12 protein-coding genes are annotated in these 12,339 nt (G+C 66.8%); 2 read left to right on the top strand and 10 right to left on the bottom strand.

The features are described from left to right. Positions 1-2: 2 nt before the first annotated feature. From ACLQ3I_RS10025 to ACLQ3I_RS09990, 8 genes are all read right to left on the bottom strand, one after another. Positions 3-551 carry a DUF3558 domain-containing protein gene (locus ACLQ3I_RS10025; protein WP_425792745.1) on the bottom strand — a complete coding sequence of 183 codons (549 nt, stop codon included), beginning with the start codon at positions 549-551 and terminating at the stop codon, positions 3-5. Next, positions 548-1,444 carry a DUF3558 family protein gene (locus tag ACLQ3I_RS10020; protein WP_425801599.1) on the bottom strand — a complete coding sequence of 299 codons (897 nt, stop codon included), beginning with the start codon at positions 1,442-1,444 and terminating at the stop codon, positions 548-550. Before ACLQ3I_RS10020 ends, ACLQ3I_RS10025 begins: the two co-directional genes overlap by 4 nt. Before the next feature lie 13 nt (positions 1,445-1,457). Next, positions 1,458-1,652: a hypothetical protein gene (locus ACLQ3I_RS10015; protein ID WP_425792743.1), complete on the bottom strand. Its 195-nt coding sequence runs from the start codon at positions 1,650-1,652 to the stop codon at positions 1,458-1,460. A 151-nt stretch (positions 1,653-1,803) separates the two neighbouring features. Beyond that, positions 1,804-3,468 carry an allophanate hydrolase gene (gene atzF, locus ACLQ3I_RS10010; RefSeq protein ID WP_425801597.1) on the bottom strand — a complete coding sequence of 555 codons (1,665 nt, stop codon included), beginning with the start codon at positions 3,466-3,468 and terminating at the stop codon, positions 1,804-1,806. Then, complete coding sequence (locus tag ACLQ3I_RS10005; RefSeq protein ID WP_425801595.1) at positions 3,465-5,519, bottom strand: 5-oxoprolinase/urea amidolyase family protein; 2,055 nt, start codon at positions 5,517-5,519, stop codon at positions 3,465-3,467. The genes atzF and ACLQ3I_RS10005 overlap by 4 nt, the downstream gene beginning before the upstream one ends. A gap of 6 nt (positions 5,520-5,525) precedes the next feature. Next, a complete protein-coding gene (locus ACLQ3I_RS10000; protein WP_425792740.1) occupies positions 5,526-6,215 on the bottom strand; it encodes an urea amidolyase associated protein UAAP2 in 690 nt (229 codons plus the stop codon). Between the two features lie 30 nt (positions 6,216-6,245). Beyond that, positions 6,246-7,106: an urea amidolyase associated protein UAAP1 gene (locus ACLQ3I_RS09995; RefSeq protein WP_425801593.1), complete on the bottom strand. Its 861-nt coding sequence runs from the start codon at positions 7,104-7,106 to the stop codon at positions 6,246-6,248. A 178-nt stretch (positions 7,107-7,284) separates the two neighbouring features. Then, positions 7,285-8,826 (bottom strand): amino acid permease, encoded by a 1,542-nt coding sequence (locus ACLQ3I_RS09990; protein WP_425792738.1) that lies wholly within the window; start codon positions 8,824-8,826, stop codon positions 7,285-7,287. 226 nt (positions 8,827-9,052) lie between these two features. Here ACLQ3I_RS09990 and ACLQ3I_RS09985 point away from each other — a divergent pair, with 226 nt between their 5' ends. Beyond that, entirely contained in the window at positions 9,053-9,700 is a 648-nt protein-coding gene (locus tag ACLQ3I_RS09985; protein ID WP_425792737.1) for a TetR/AcrR family transcriptional regulator, read from the top strand. Positions 9,701-9,737: 37 nt separating this feature from the next. Here the strand turns inward: ACLQ3I_RS09985 and ACLQ3I_RS09980 are convergent, their stop codons facing one another. Then, the gene (locus ACLQ3I_RS09980; protein ID WP_425792736.1) at positions 9,738-10,472 is read right to left on the bottom strand and encodes a hypothetical protein; all 735 of its coding nucleotides are present in this window, start codon (positions 10,470-10,472) and stop codon (positions 9,738-9,740) included. A 373-nt stretch (positions 10,473-10,845) separates the two neighbouring features. On the opposite strand from ACLQ3I_RS09980, the gene ACLQ3I_RS09975 reads away from it, so the two are divergent. Next, positions 10,846-11,349: a MarR family transcriptional regulator gene (locus ACLQ3I_RS09975; protein WP_425792735.1), complete on the top strand. Its 504-nt coding sequence runs from the start codon at positions 10,846-10,848 to the stop codon at positions 11,347-11,349. A gap of 109 nt (positions 11,350-11,458) precedes the next feature. Here ACLQ3I_RS09975 and mmsB read toward each other — a convergent pair whose 3' ends face one another. Next, the gene (gene mmsB / locus ACLQ3I_RS09970) at positions 11,459-12,328 is read right to left on the bottom strand and encodes a 3-hydroxyisobutyrate dehydrogenase (protein WP_425801590.1); all 870 of its coding nucleotides are present in this window, start codon (positions 12,326-12,328) and stop codon (positions 11,459-11,461) included. Between the last annotated feature and the right edge of the window lie 11 nt (positions 12,329-12,339).

Here is a 12,339-nt window from a genome sequence, read left to right as displayed (position 1 = left end):
GACTACTGGCCGCCGCTGAGGAGCAGCTCCATCAGTTTGATCGGCGCTGCACACGGGTCCGCGGGGACCGCTGCCGTCCGCGGTTCGACCCACCACGTGAAGACACCGCGGCTCGGGGCGCGCGCGGTGACCCCGCAGACCGCGGGTCGTTTCGGATCCCGTTGGGTGAACGCCGCCTGGCTGGCCACCTTGATGTTCTCGGTCTCGTAACCGAGCTTCTTGGCGGTCTGCTTCTCGACGTTCGGGTCTCCCCACTCGAACCAGTTGAAGGTGACACTCGCCGAGGTGGCGCCCTCGACGAGCCAACGGCAGATCGCCCCGTTGAAGGTGCCGCGGGCGACGCTTCCGCCGACCGCCTGCGCGATCTGTGCCGTCGAGAGGACCTCGCATTCGAGAAGCAGCTTGTCGTACTGATCGGTGTCGACGTGTCCCTGCTGCTCGTTGTCGGCGGCGCCGACTGCCACGGGCTCGCCGTCGATGTCGCGGGCGCACGCGGTCCCGAGGCCGAGGACCAGCAACAGCACTGCGATCAGAGTGAGCAGCCGTTTCATGATGCACGCTCGATCGAGAGTCGGGAGAGTTCGCGGGTCGACTCGCAGATCTGATCTGTCGCGGGCGGCGGCTGTGCACTTCCGAGCGCCTGCGTTCCCGCGCTCACCGACCATTCGAAGAAGTCGGCGCCGAAGGCGATACCGATCTCGCAGATCCCGGCATCGGATGCGATGAATCCCTTGTGCCCGTCGATGTCGAGGTCCTTGGTGGACTCGCGCGACAGCTGCTCGGTGGCCCGTTCGCGACCGATCGGCGACCCGCGATACCAGTTGAACGACGCGACCGGCCCGGTGCGGTCGTTGCTGCTGTCCCACTCGCAGACCGACGGATTGTTCACGGTGTTGGCCAGACCGGCGAACTTGGTGATCCGGGTGACCTCTTCGGTCGTGACGCCCCCACACGCGCCGAAGAACGGGCCCGCACCGGCCTTGCCCGGCGCGTCCGCAGTCGTCGGTGCCGCCGGATCCTCGGAGTCATCCGAGCAGCCGGCGAGGGCCACGACCAGCACGAGGACCAGAGAGACCAGCAGGCCACCGTGCATCCGCAGTCGGTCGAGTTCGCGTCGTTCTCGCTTGGTCGGTCGCCCGGCACCGCGATCCCGCCGCGGCTGGCTCGCGACGACCTCGCGCAGAGGCGGCGGCGGGCTGCGGTCGATGTAGCACTCGGCCGCGGCAGGCGCGGACACACGTTTGCCGATCAGCTTGGTGACCTCGACGACCCGCTCGTGGCCGTGCAGGCGCACCCGGACTTCGTCACCGATCGCGACGGACTGCGCCGGCTTCGCGGTGGCACCGTTCACCCGCACATGTCCGCCACGGCATGCCGCACCGGCCGCTGACCGGGTCTTGGTGAGCCGGATCGCCCAGATCCAGCTGTCGACGCGTGTGGTCATCGCTCCTCGGGGTCTACTTCCGACGGGTCAGAAAGTAGTAGCCGGCACCGGCACCCACCAGACCCAGCAGGATGGCGAGCGGCCAGTTCAGCAGGAACCCGACGAGGAGGAACACCACGATGCCGGGGGAGACCGCGACGAGACTCATGCCCGGGTGCTGACGGACGACTTGGGAGACCGCTTTGCTCTTCGCCGGATCTACCGCCATGGCTCCTCCTTGGTGAGCGGAACGGGTGACGCTGAGGTTGTCTCCACTGTAACCACGAGAGCGACTGTAACCACGAGAGCGACGCCTGCCGCGGGACCGACGCTCAGGCGGCGCGGCCCGTCCCTGGACGCGGCCTCGGAGCCGCCCACGGTCACCAGCGTGTGCGATCCAGCCGCTCACCGTGTTCGCCGGCGTCCGCAGCACAGCCGAACCCGACCACCCATCGGCCGTCGGAGAGTTCGACGCCGCCCAGCATCATCGGGGCCGGCAGCGCGGCGAGGAACTCCCCCAACGCTGTCGGCGAGAGCGCCCACACCTCCCCCTGGATGGACCGGCCGCGCTCGGGGTCGCGGATGAGGCCCGGCTTTGCGGGGGTGGTGTCGAGCGCAACGAGGCGGTAGTCCGGCGCGGTCCACACCTCACCCGACCACCGCGCGCCCCGGTCGGAGAGTTCGTGGGTCAACGGGCCGCCGCGCATGTGCGCACCGAACACCGCGAGCTCGGTTGCCAGGGCACCACCCGCCTCGGGCCACGCCGCCGGAGCGGCATCGGCGGTGCCGTCGAGAAATCGGCGTGCGAGATCGGTGATCACCGCATCGTCGTGTGCACGCCCCAGTAATGTGACCCCGAATTGCGCACGGGTACCGCCGGTCTCGTCGACCTGCCCGGCTGGTATGGCGAGACCACACAGGTCGAAGAGGTTACCGAAGTTCGTGTAGGTGCCCATCCGGGAGTTCACCCCGATCGGGTCCGCGTCCACCTCGGCCAGGGTCGGGTGCATCGGCGCCGTCGGCACCAGGAGGGCATCCGCATCACCCCACTCCGCCATCGCCTCAGTGCGGAGCTCCGCGAGACGACGGCGGGCGCGCAGGAGATCCACCGCACCGAATCGCTTTGCACCGCTGATGATCCCGGCCACCACAGGGTCCAGCCCGGACTCGGTTCCGGCGGCGTCGATGAACTGTCCGACCGCGTCGTATCGTTCGGCGACCAGGGCATCCTCGTACAGCAACTTCGCCGCGGCGAGGAACGGTCCGAGGTCGATGGGCTTGATCCGTAGGCCCGCGGACTCGGCACGGCCGACCGCCGCACCGAAGGCATCGCGCCACGCGTCGTCGAGTTCGGGCAGATCTGCGGGTACCGCGACGGTCGGCTGCTCGGTGGCGGCCAGTCGGGTGGCCGGGCCGAACGGTCGCGGTCCCTGCGCGGTCGCCATCACGGCCATCGCCCGATTCGCGAGGTCGAGGTCCGCCGCGAAGATGGTCGCCGTGTCGTAACTCGTGCAGGCGGGCACCACGCCGTCGGTCGAGACCACGCCCAAGGTCGGCTTGACCCCGACGATTCCCTGCAGGCCGGCGGGAACCCGCCCCGACCCCGCCGTGTCGGTGCCGATCGCGATGTCGGCGAATCCCAGGGCCACGGCGACGGCCGAACCGGAGCTCGACCCGCCCGAGATCCGGTCGGGTCGTCGTGAATCCCGAACGGCTCCATACGGACTCCGAGTTCCGACGAGTCCGGTGGCGAACTGGTCGAGGTTGGTCTTGCCGATCACGACTGCCCCAGCGGCACGCAGCGCGGCAACCGCCGGGGCATCGGCCGACGGCACGTAGGCATAGTCGGGGCACGCGGCGGTGGTGGAGAGCCCGGCCACATCGACATTGTCCTTGACCGCGAGCACGATTCCCGCCAGCGGCCCGCCGGCCGTCAGCGAGTCCTGATGCTCGGCCTGCACCTCGTCGCGGGAACGAAGGGCGATGAACACCTCCGGACGGTCGGCCTCGTCGATGCGCCGATAGATGTCGGTGATCCTGCTCATGCGACCTTCCCCTCTTCTGCGACCTCCCCTTGCCCCACGGCGTCCGCCAGTGCGTCATCCGCCGGGATATTCGCGAACTCACCCTGACGCGACCAACGTTCGCGCTCCTCGGCACGCGCGGCTTCCATCGTGGCACGCCTCGTGGCGATGTCGGTGGCGTTCTCGTCGAGGAACTGTTGGTGTTCGGCGAGCGAGAAGGAGCCGTCGGAGATCCGCACGCTGTCGCCGCGGCCGGCCGCGACGTCTGCCCTCATGTCGAGGAGTTCGTCCGAACTCACCGGGTACCAACGGATCTGGTCGAAGAACCGGAGCAGCCAGGGGTGCTCCGGGTCGAAGCCCGGCGCAGGCGCCGGATACCGGTGATTCCACACCTGTGTGGTGCGGCCGACGAACTGGTAACCGCCGGGCCCCTCCATGCCGTAGATACACATGTAGGCGCCCCCGATCCCGACCGCGTTCTCCGGCGTCCAGGTGCGCGCCGGGTTGTATTTGGTGGTGACCAGGCGATGACGCGGATCGAGCGGCACGGCAACCGGAGCGCCGAGGTAGACATCGCCCAGCCCCAGCACCAGGTAGCTCGCGTCGAACACGATCTCGTGGACATCGTCCACGGACTCCAGACCGTTCATCCGGCGGATGAACTCGATGTTCCACGGACACCACGGAGCGTCGGAACGAACACCGAGCATGTAGCGCTCGATGGCCTCGCGGGTGGCCGGGTCGTCCCAGGACAGCGGCAGATGGACGGTCCGGCTCTGGACCACGAGGTCCTCCGCAGCCGGCAATTGGCTCTCACATTCGTTGAGCCAGGCAAGCATTCGCTCTTGCGACCACACATCGGGGTCCGCCTTGACCTGCAGCGACCGTATTCCCGGCGTGAGGTCGATGAGTCCGGCCGGACGCTCGGCGTCGATCCACTCACTCAGCGCATGCACCCGGGCGCGCAAGGCGAGATCGAGGTGCATGTCGCCATACTCGACGAGGATGTTGTCGTCCCCGCTTCGGCGGTAGGTGACGGAGGTGGAGCCGTCCGCGGTGGTGGTGGAACCGAGGATGCCACCGTCCGGATCCCCGCCTGAGGAGAGGACATCCACAAAGCACGCGCGGCGTCCCAGCCCGGTCTCCGACGGCGACGCGGTCCGATCGCTGCGCACCGGGACGAACTTCACCGTGTCACCGGGCTTGAGCTGACCGAGCTTCCAGCGCTGAGCTGTCACGACGGTGACCGGGCAGACGAAGCCACCGAGGCTCGGCCCGTCCGGTCCGAGCAGGATCGGCGTGTCGCCGGTGAAGTCCAGTGCGCCGACGGAGTAGGCGTTGTCGTGGATGTTGGAGGGGTGCAGTCCCGCCTCACCGCCGTCGGTTCGAGCCCACCGCGGCTTCGGGCCCATCAGCCGGATACCGGTGCGGTCGGAGTTGAAATGCACCTCGTAGGCCGTGTCGAACAGGTCCTCGATGTCGTCGGCGGTCAAGAACTCCGGCGCACTGTGCGGTCCCACGGTGACGCCGAGTTGCCACCTGTTGGTGAACGCCGGCTGCTCGTCACCGAGGACGCGCCGGGCCGTGCCGATGGGCAGTTCCGCCCGCACCAGTTCATCGCCGTCGCCGAGCTTGCGACCGTCGTGACCGCCGAACCGCCCGAGAGTGAAGGTCGACTTGCTACCCAGATAGTCCTCGGCGTCGACCCCACCGGAGACGGCGATGTAGACGCGCATGCCCAGATCGGCCGTCGCACCGACGTCGAGGACATCGCCGTCCTCGACGGTGATCGGCACCCATTGCGGCACAATCGATCCATTGACGGTGACCACCACGGGCGCACCGGTGACCGCCACCGACGCCGCTTCCGTGAAGCGCAGGGCGGGGCCCATCATGGTGGCTTCGAGCGCTGCCGCGTGCGCGGGATTGCCCACCGCCTGGTTGGCGAGCCGGAACGAGAGGTCGTCCATCGGTCCCGACGGCGGCACACCGACCTTCCAGTAGCCGACCCGGCCGGGCCAGTCCTGGATGGTGGTGAGCGGCCCCGCGCGGAGAACGGTGATGGTGGCCATGGGGAGTCAGCTCCTCGGGTCTGTTCGGGGCCGGTTCGCTGCGGGGCGCGTGACGATGACGCGGACCGCGGTCGGGTCGAATCCGTTGCAGGGGTTGTTGATCTGTGGGCAGTTGGAGATCAGCACCAGGGTGTCGACGTCGGCACGCAGCGCGAGCCGCTTCCCGGGTGCGGACAGCCCGTCCACGATGCCGAGGGAGCCGTCTGGATCGACCGGCACGTTCATGAAGAAGTTGACGTTGCCGACGAGGTCACGTTTACCGAGGCCGTGGCGCGCACCGCCGATGAGGAAGTTCTCCACACACGCATGCTGATGTTTGGTGTGATGGCCGTATCGCAAGGTGTTCGACTCTTGCGAGCAGGCGCCGCCGAGCGTGTCGTGGTTACCCACCTCGTCGTCGACGATGGTCATCATCGGAGCGGATTCCTGATCGCGGATCACCGTACCGGTGGTGAGGAAGATGTTTCCCTGTGCGGCGATGGTGGCCTGCGCGGAATATCGGATCGCGTGGTCGTGGCCGCCGTAGAAGAGGGTGTCGACGGCCTGGTTGCCGTAGAGGTCGACGATGGTCAACACGTCGCCGGCGGCGATGACGCCGGACCACGGAGCCCGCTCGCCGACTTCGGCGTCGTCGATCACCGCACCGGGCACGAGGGCCAGGCCGGCCGCGTCACGTTGAGACATGGTGGTGGTCATGGTGTTCTCCTTGCAGAGTCGGTCTGGTGCTCAGAAATGGGCGGCGGCCCAGGCGTCTTCGGAGTTCGCCACGGCGCGCTGATATTCCGGATCGGTCGAGCCGACCGACGACAGCAGGTTGCCCAGGTCCTCGGGCGCCTGCCAACCGAGCACCTCGAGGGGGCCGGCCGTGAACACCGGCGCGGGATCGAGGGGATGTGCAGTGTTGACGATCGCAACGATGCACGGCAGATGCAGGATCAGGTCGACGGACTTGTCCAGCCCCGCCGAGCCCTTCGATGTGAGAGTGCCGTCGGCCTCCACCACGACGCCGTGGAAGAACGAGAGCGACGGCGCCACGTCGGCAGCGCCCAGACCGTTCTTGGCGGCGGCCAGGGTGAACAGCTCTCGCCCGGCCGGGCTGTCCGAATGAGCAGCTCCGGCACCGTACTTGGCAATGTTCGAGCCCAAGGTGGTGGTACCGCACAGGGCGTCGTGATGGGCGCTGTCGTCGGCGACGAGGGTGGCGAGCACCCGGCCCTGGTCGCTGAGCAACGGGTGCCCGGTGGTGACGTAGGCCTGCCACGGCACCTTGACGGTGTCGGCGACATTGAGCCGCTCCCACGGAGCGTCCACGCGCCACAGCATCAGGTGCGCGCAGGCGCTGCCCGTGACGTCGCGCAGGCGCAACCGGGTACCACGGGCCAGCACCTTGCTCGTGTAGCGGCCACCGGGAACTGTTTCGGCCCAGGTCAATCGGGTCGGCTCGACGTCGGCCGGCGGATTCGGCCATTCGCTGGCCGGCACCACCGGCATCGAGTCGGTGATGGTGCCGGCCTGCGAGCGTGCATGTTCGCGGGCTCCGGTGGTGCTGTCGGTGGTGGTTGCCGTGCTCGTTGCGGTGGAGGACATGGTGATGAAACTCCTTGGAGGGGTGGGATGGGTGGTCGACCCTTCGAGACGCTCGCAAGCTCGCTCCTCAGGGATCGAGGGACGTAGCAAGCTCGCTCCTCAGGGATCGAGGGACGTGGCGGGGTTCCGGAGCCCGGTCCCTGAGGTGTGAGCGAAGCGAGCCACGAAGGGCGGGCGACTACGCGCCGACGGTGACCGGCTTGGGATGCTCTTTGCCCCGTGGGAAGCAGGCGATCCCGACGAGCACGGTGATCGCGATGCAGATCGGACCTGCCCAGCACAGGATCGGCATCTCCCCTGCCGGATCGAACACCTCGGCACGCGGCCAGGAGAGATTCACCACCATGACCGCGCCGTAGAGAACCGCGAGCAGGTTCACGACGATACCGAGACGGCCCATGGAGAACAGCTTCTTGCCCTCGGCATCAACCGCGACACCACCCTTGGGCCAGCCCTGGAACCGGCGGTAGAGCATCGGGCCGGTGACGGCGAGATAGGCCAGGTAGATGAGGATGATGCAGACGCTGGCAAGGGTCGCGAAGATCGCCGAATTGCCGACGTTGACCACGAGGATGCCGATGCAGAGCAATCCGATCAGGATCGACGGGGCGATCGGGGTGCCGGTGCGTTCGTTGACGTGGGACAGCGTCTTGGAGAACGGGAGCCGCCCGTCGCGAGCCATCGAGAACATCAGCCGCGAGCACGCGGTCTGGATCGCCAGGGTGCAGATGAAGATGGCGATGGCGACGTCGCACAGCAGGACCTTTCCCCAGAAGCTGCCGAGAACCGAGTCGAGAACGTAGGGCAGACCCCCGGTGGCGAGTTCTTCGTCGAGGGTGGGGGCCGCCATGAGCGCACCGAGCAGCATCAGTCCGCCACCGATCGCAGAGACCGTCAGGGCGAGACGGATCGTTCGCGGCGCGACCCGACGCGGGTTCCGGGTCTCCTCGGCGAGCTCACCGGCCGAGCCGAAGCCGACCATGACATAGGCGGCCATCAGGCCCGAGACGATGAATGCCCAGATGTACCCGGGCTGCTGGCCGGGGATGCCGGTGTCGAAGACGACGTCGGGGCCGCGCTTGGCGTGGGTGAACAGGGCGAGGACCACCGCGACGACGCCGACGAGTTCGCAGGTGACACCGATGTTGTTGATGCGGCTCATCCACGAGATGCCCACGCAGTTGATGGCCGTGACGATCACCAGCAGGATCGAACCGAGCAAGACCGCATTGGCAGCGCCACTGGTGGTGGTCAGGGTCGGGTCGTCGCCGATGATCTGGAAGCCACTCCACACCGACGGCAGGACCACCTGCAGCGCAATGGCCGCGGCCGAGGCCGTGACGACCTGGGCGATCATCATGAACCAGCCGCCGAACCAACCGATCACCTCGCCGCCCATGCGTCGCGACCACTGGTAGATGGCTCCCGAGATCGGGTAGCGCGCCGCGATCTCCGCGAAGCACAGGGCGACCAGGAACTGGCCTGCGTAGACGATGGGCCACGTCCAGAAGAATGCCGGCCCGCCGAAACCGAATCCGAGACCGAACAGCTGAAAGATGGTGGTGAGGATCGAGACGAAGGAGAAGCCCGCCGCGAACGACGCGAACTTACCGAGCGAGCGGTGCAACTGTTGGTCGTAGCCGAACTCGGACAGGTCATCGGCATCGCCGCCCGAGGACGTCGGCGGCTCGGCCGGAGGGGTGATGGCGGTGGAGGTCATGATCGTTCGTCTCTCTGCTGAGGGTCGGGAGCTCCACGGTGAGCTTTATCTGTCGAGTGACAGATAACCGTCCGGCGATTTCTGTCGAATGACAGAAATGTTTCACCCCGGAAAACGCACGCTACGACTGTGTAACACCACCCCAGGTCAGCGCGTCGGCGCGGGTCGAAACGGTGCACTAGGGTGAATCTGTCGACCGACCGACAACAACACGAACGGGGACGAGATGGCGACGCGTCCGGCTTCATCGCGCACGGCCGCGAGCCCGGGACGGCCACGCCTCGTCAAACCGAGACGCCACGGCGATACCGCCCGCGACGAGATCCTCGACGCCGCAGCCGAGCTTTTCACACGCCACGGGTACACCGGAACGTCGACGCGGATGATCGCCGACGCAGTCGGAGTCCGCCAGGCGTCGCTCTATCACTATTTCAAGACCAAGGACGACATCCTGGCCGCTCTGCTCGCGACCACCGTCGATCCGTCACTGGAACAGGCGCGGGAACTCCTGGCGTCCGAGGGCGAACCCCTGAAACGCCTGCTCGACCTCGCCCGCTACGACGTCACCCAGCTGGCGGCCGCACGGTGGAATCTCGGCGCACTCTATCTGTTGCCCGAGCTGGCCGACGACAGGTTCGGCGAGTTCCGCGCCGCCCGCCAAGAATTGTCGGCGGCATACGAGGCACTCGCCACTGCCGCTCTGGCCGACGCCACGGACACTCGCGGACTACTGCCCTTCCGGCTCGTCGAGTCGGTGATCATGATGCGGTCGGACGAGACACGCGGTGAACTCGGCACCCACACGGTCACCGGACTGGTCGACACGATCGTGGGCGCCATCGAGATGCTGATGGATCACAAGCCGGCCGACTGACGTCGGCCGGCTTGTGTTGGTTGCGTTGCGCGAAGGGTCAGGAGAGACTCGCGTCCGGCTCGAAATCCCACTTCGAGCAGCCGTAGACGATGTTGTCGGCGTAGGAATTCTGCTCAGTCGCCGAGCCATTTCGCACGCCGTATTCGGTCACCCATGCGCGGGGATTCGCGTCGGCGATCTGACTCAGTGTGCGAAGGTTGCTCTGGCCGGCCGGCTGACCGGCGATAGGCTGCGTGCTCCACCACTTACCCGCTGCGAGGTCATTGTTTGTCACAAAGCTGTTCGCACCAGCGCCGCCGTTATAGTTCGGCTGCCAGACGAGCGTCGTGAATCCCGACACCACCTTGTCGGTCCGCTTGGCATCGCGTACCCGGATCTGGAAGGTCGTGGACGTTCCCTTGTACATGTAGCCGAGGGAATTGCGTTGCCTCGCCAACTGCGGCAACGGCGTGCTGAACCCCGAATGGAAATAGGCCGCGGCCCCTCGGGAGTTGTACATATGCAGCGACCCCTTGCCGGATTGACCGCCCGGGCCCGACATGAAGATCGGCTGAGAACCATCCAGACGGCTCCAACCCCACGTAGCAACCGGCGGGTTCACGTTTGTGTGAATGCAAGGGAAGCCCGGCGGAAGTATCGGGTCCAGACTCCCGTTGGGGCCGGCATTCGCAGTTCCGACGGCGGTGAGCCCCGGAATGACCGCGAGCGCGGCCGCCGATGCGGCAATGATTGATGTTCGTGCAAAACGGGACAGACGTTTACGAAAAAACACTGCGCCTCCTACCTATGAGGTGGTGGAAAATCCTGGTCACTGGATATGAACCGAACAATGCTCCATACGTCGCGTATGGCCCCCAGCGAACAATGCGCTCGAGTCAATTTATGGGGCGGTGAGCGTCACCGACCGAGAAGAATCACCTACCTCAGGTTGCTCGGCAAGAATGAGCCACTGAATCTGGCATCTTTGACAGTATCTGCAATACGGTGGTTCGTAGCGGATTTTGCGATCATCAACCCCGCTCTTGAGACTTCGATCGGCGTTTCTCTCGATGAATGGATTCCCCCGGGCCCGACCTCGACACCGCATCACGACGTGAGCGTCGAGCTGCGAAGCGCCGCGCGCACGGTCCTCTAGGCTGTACCGCATGGCAGGCCGCAGCATGCGTTTCGATCCGATCGCCGAGGCTCGTCAGAACTGGTCCGATGCCGGCTGGGCCGACGTCGCCGACGGGATGGTCGCGGTCACCTCGGTCATGCGCGCCCATCAGATCCTGCTGGCGCGGGTCGAGTCGGCATTACGGCCCTACGATCTGAGCTTCTCCCGTTTCGAACTGCTACGGCTGCTGGCATTCTCGCGGCAGGGCGCATTGCCGATCACCAAGGCGAGTGACCGGCTGCAGGTCCACGTCACCAGTGTCACGCATGCGATCCGGCGCCTCGAGGAGGCCAAGCTGGTCCGCCGCGTGCCGCATCCGACTGATGGCCGAACGACCCTCGTGGAGATCACCGATCTCGGCCGCTCGACGGTCGAGGACGCGACGGCCACGCTCAACAAACAGGTATTCGGCGAGGTCGGGATGAGCGACGACGAGATGGCCGCGATGGTGACGGCGATCCAGTCCCTTCGGCGCGACGCCGGCGACTTCTGACCGTCGCCTTACGTCAGAAACGTCATTCCTCGTCGGCGACCTTCCGCACGCGAAGGGTCGCTGACGAGGAATGACGTTTTCAGAGCGCGAAGTGCGGGCCGGATCGAGGCTAGTGCAGCGACGTGATGATCGCGCTGAAGTCGAGGTCGGAGTGCTGTTCGGCAAAAGCCTTGTACAGCTGGGCGGCATGGGTACCGAGTGGCGCCCGGGACCCGGTGCCGGCCACCGCATCCATCGCCAGCCCCAGATCCTTGTTCATCAGCGCGGTCGCGAAGCCGGGCTTGAACTCGTTGTTCGACGGTGAGGTGGGGACCGGACCGGGAACCGGGCAGTTGGTCTGGACCGCCCAGCAGTTCCCGGTGGCACCGGTGATCACGTCGTAGAGGGCCTGGTCGGAGAGTCCGAGCTTCTCGGCGAGCACGAACGCCTCGCCGACCGCGATCTGCTGAACGGCGAGCACCATGTTGTTGCACACCTTCGCGGCCTGACCGGCCCCGGCGGCGCCACAGTGGATCACCTTGCCCGCCATCGGGTCCAGCGTCGAGCGCGCGGCGATGAACGCGTCGTCCGCACCGCCCACCATGAAGGCGAGCGTGCCTGCGACCGCACCCTTCACCCCGCCCGACACCGGGGCGTCGAGCTGGGCGAACCCGTGATCGGCGGCCTGCTGGTTGATCTCCCGCGCATCGTCGACCGAGATGGTGGAGCTGTCGATGAAGAGCGCGCCGGTCGGCGCTGCGGGCAGGATGTCCGTATAACACTTCTTCACGATCGGCCCGCTGGGGAGCATGGTGATCACCACCTCTGCTGCCGCCACTGCCTCGACCGCGGTCGGGAACGTCGCGACACCGTTCCCCTGCGCCGTCTTCACCGCCTCCGGCACCGGATCGAACCCATGCACGGTGTGTCCGGCCGTCACCAGGTTCGCCGCCATCGGCCCACCCATGTTGCCCAGTCCCAGAAAGGCGATCGTCGTCATTGTCGAATCTC

The sequence above is a fragment of the Gordonia sp. DT101 genome (genome assembly GCF_049844895.1).
Classification (GTDB): domain Bacteria; phylum Actinomycetota; class Actinomycetes; order Mycobacteriales; family Mycobacteriaceae; genus Gordonia.
Note: the sequence above shows the minus strand (reverse complement) of the source record. Positions and strands in the feature narration are given on the sequence as shown.

Bases quoted from the DNA above. Each gene is read 5' to 3' on its own strand.
- ACLQ3I_RS10025 (WP_425792745.1), bottom strand. From the start codon at position 551: ATGAAACGGCTGCTCACTCTGATCGCAGTGCTGTTGCTGGTCCTCGGC.
- ACLQ3I_RS10020 (WP_425801599.1), bottom strand. From the start codon at position 1,444: ATGACCACACGCGTCGACAGCTGGATCTGGGCGATCCGGCTCACCAAG.
- ACLQ3I_RS10015 (WP_425792743.1), bottom strand. From the start codon at position 1,652: ATGGCGGTAGATCCGGCGAAGAGCAAAGCGGTCTCCCAAGTCGTCCGT.
- atzF (WP_425801597.1), bottom strand. From the start codon at position 3,468: ATGAGCAGGATCACCGACATCTATCGGCGCATCGACGAGGCCGACCGT.
- ACLQ3I_RS10005 (WP_425801595.1), bottom strand. From the start codon at position 5,519: ATGGCCACCATCACCGTTCTCCGCGCGGGGCCGCTCACCACCATCCAG.
- ACLQ3I_RS10000 (WP_425792740.1), bottom strand. From the start codon at position 6,215: ATGACCACCACCATGTCTCAACGTGACGCGGCCGGCCTGGCCCTCGTG.
- ACLQ3I_RS09995 (WP_425801593.1), bottom strand. From the start codon at position 7,106: ATGTCCTCCACCGCAACGAGCACGGCAACCACCACCGACAGCACCACC.
- ACLQ3I_RS09990 (WP_425792738.1), bottom strand. From the start codon at position 8,826: ATGACCTCCACCGCCATCACCCCTCCGGCCGAGCCGCCGACGTCCTCG.
- ACLQ3I_RS09985 (WP_425792737.1), top strand. From the start codon at position 9,053: ATGGCGACGCGTCCGGCTTCATCGCGCACGGCCGCGAGCCCGGGACGG.
- ACLQ3I_RS09975 (WP_425792735.1), top strand. From the start codon at position 10,846: ATGGCAGGCCGCAGCATGCGTTTCGATCCGATCGCCGAGGCTCGTCAG.
- mmsB (WP_425801590.1), bottom strand. From the start codon at position 12,328: ATGACGACGATCGCCTTTCTGGGACTGGGCAACATGGGTGGGCCGATG.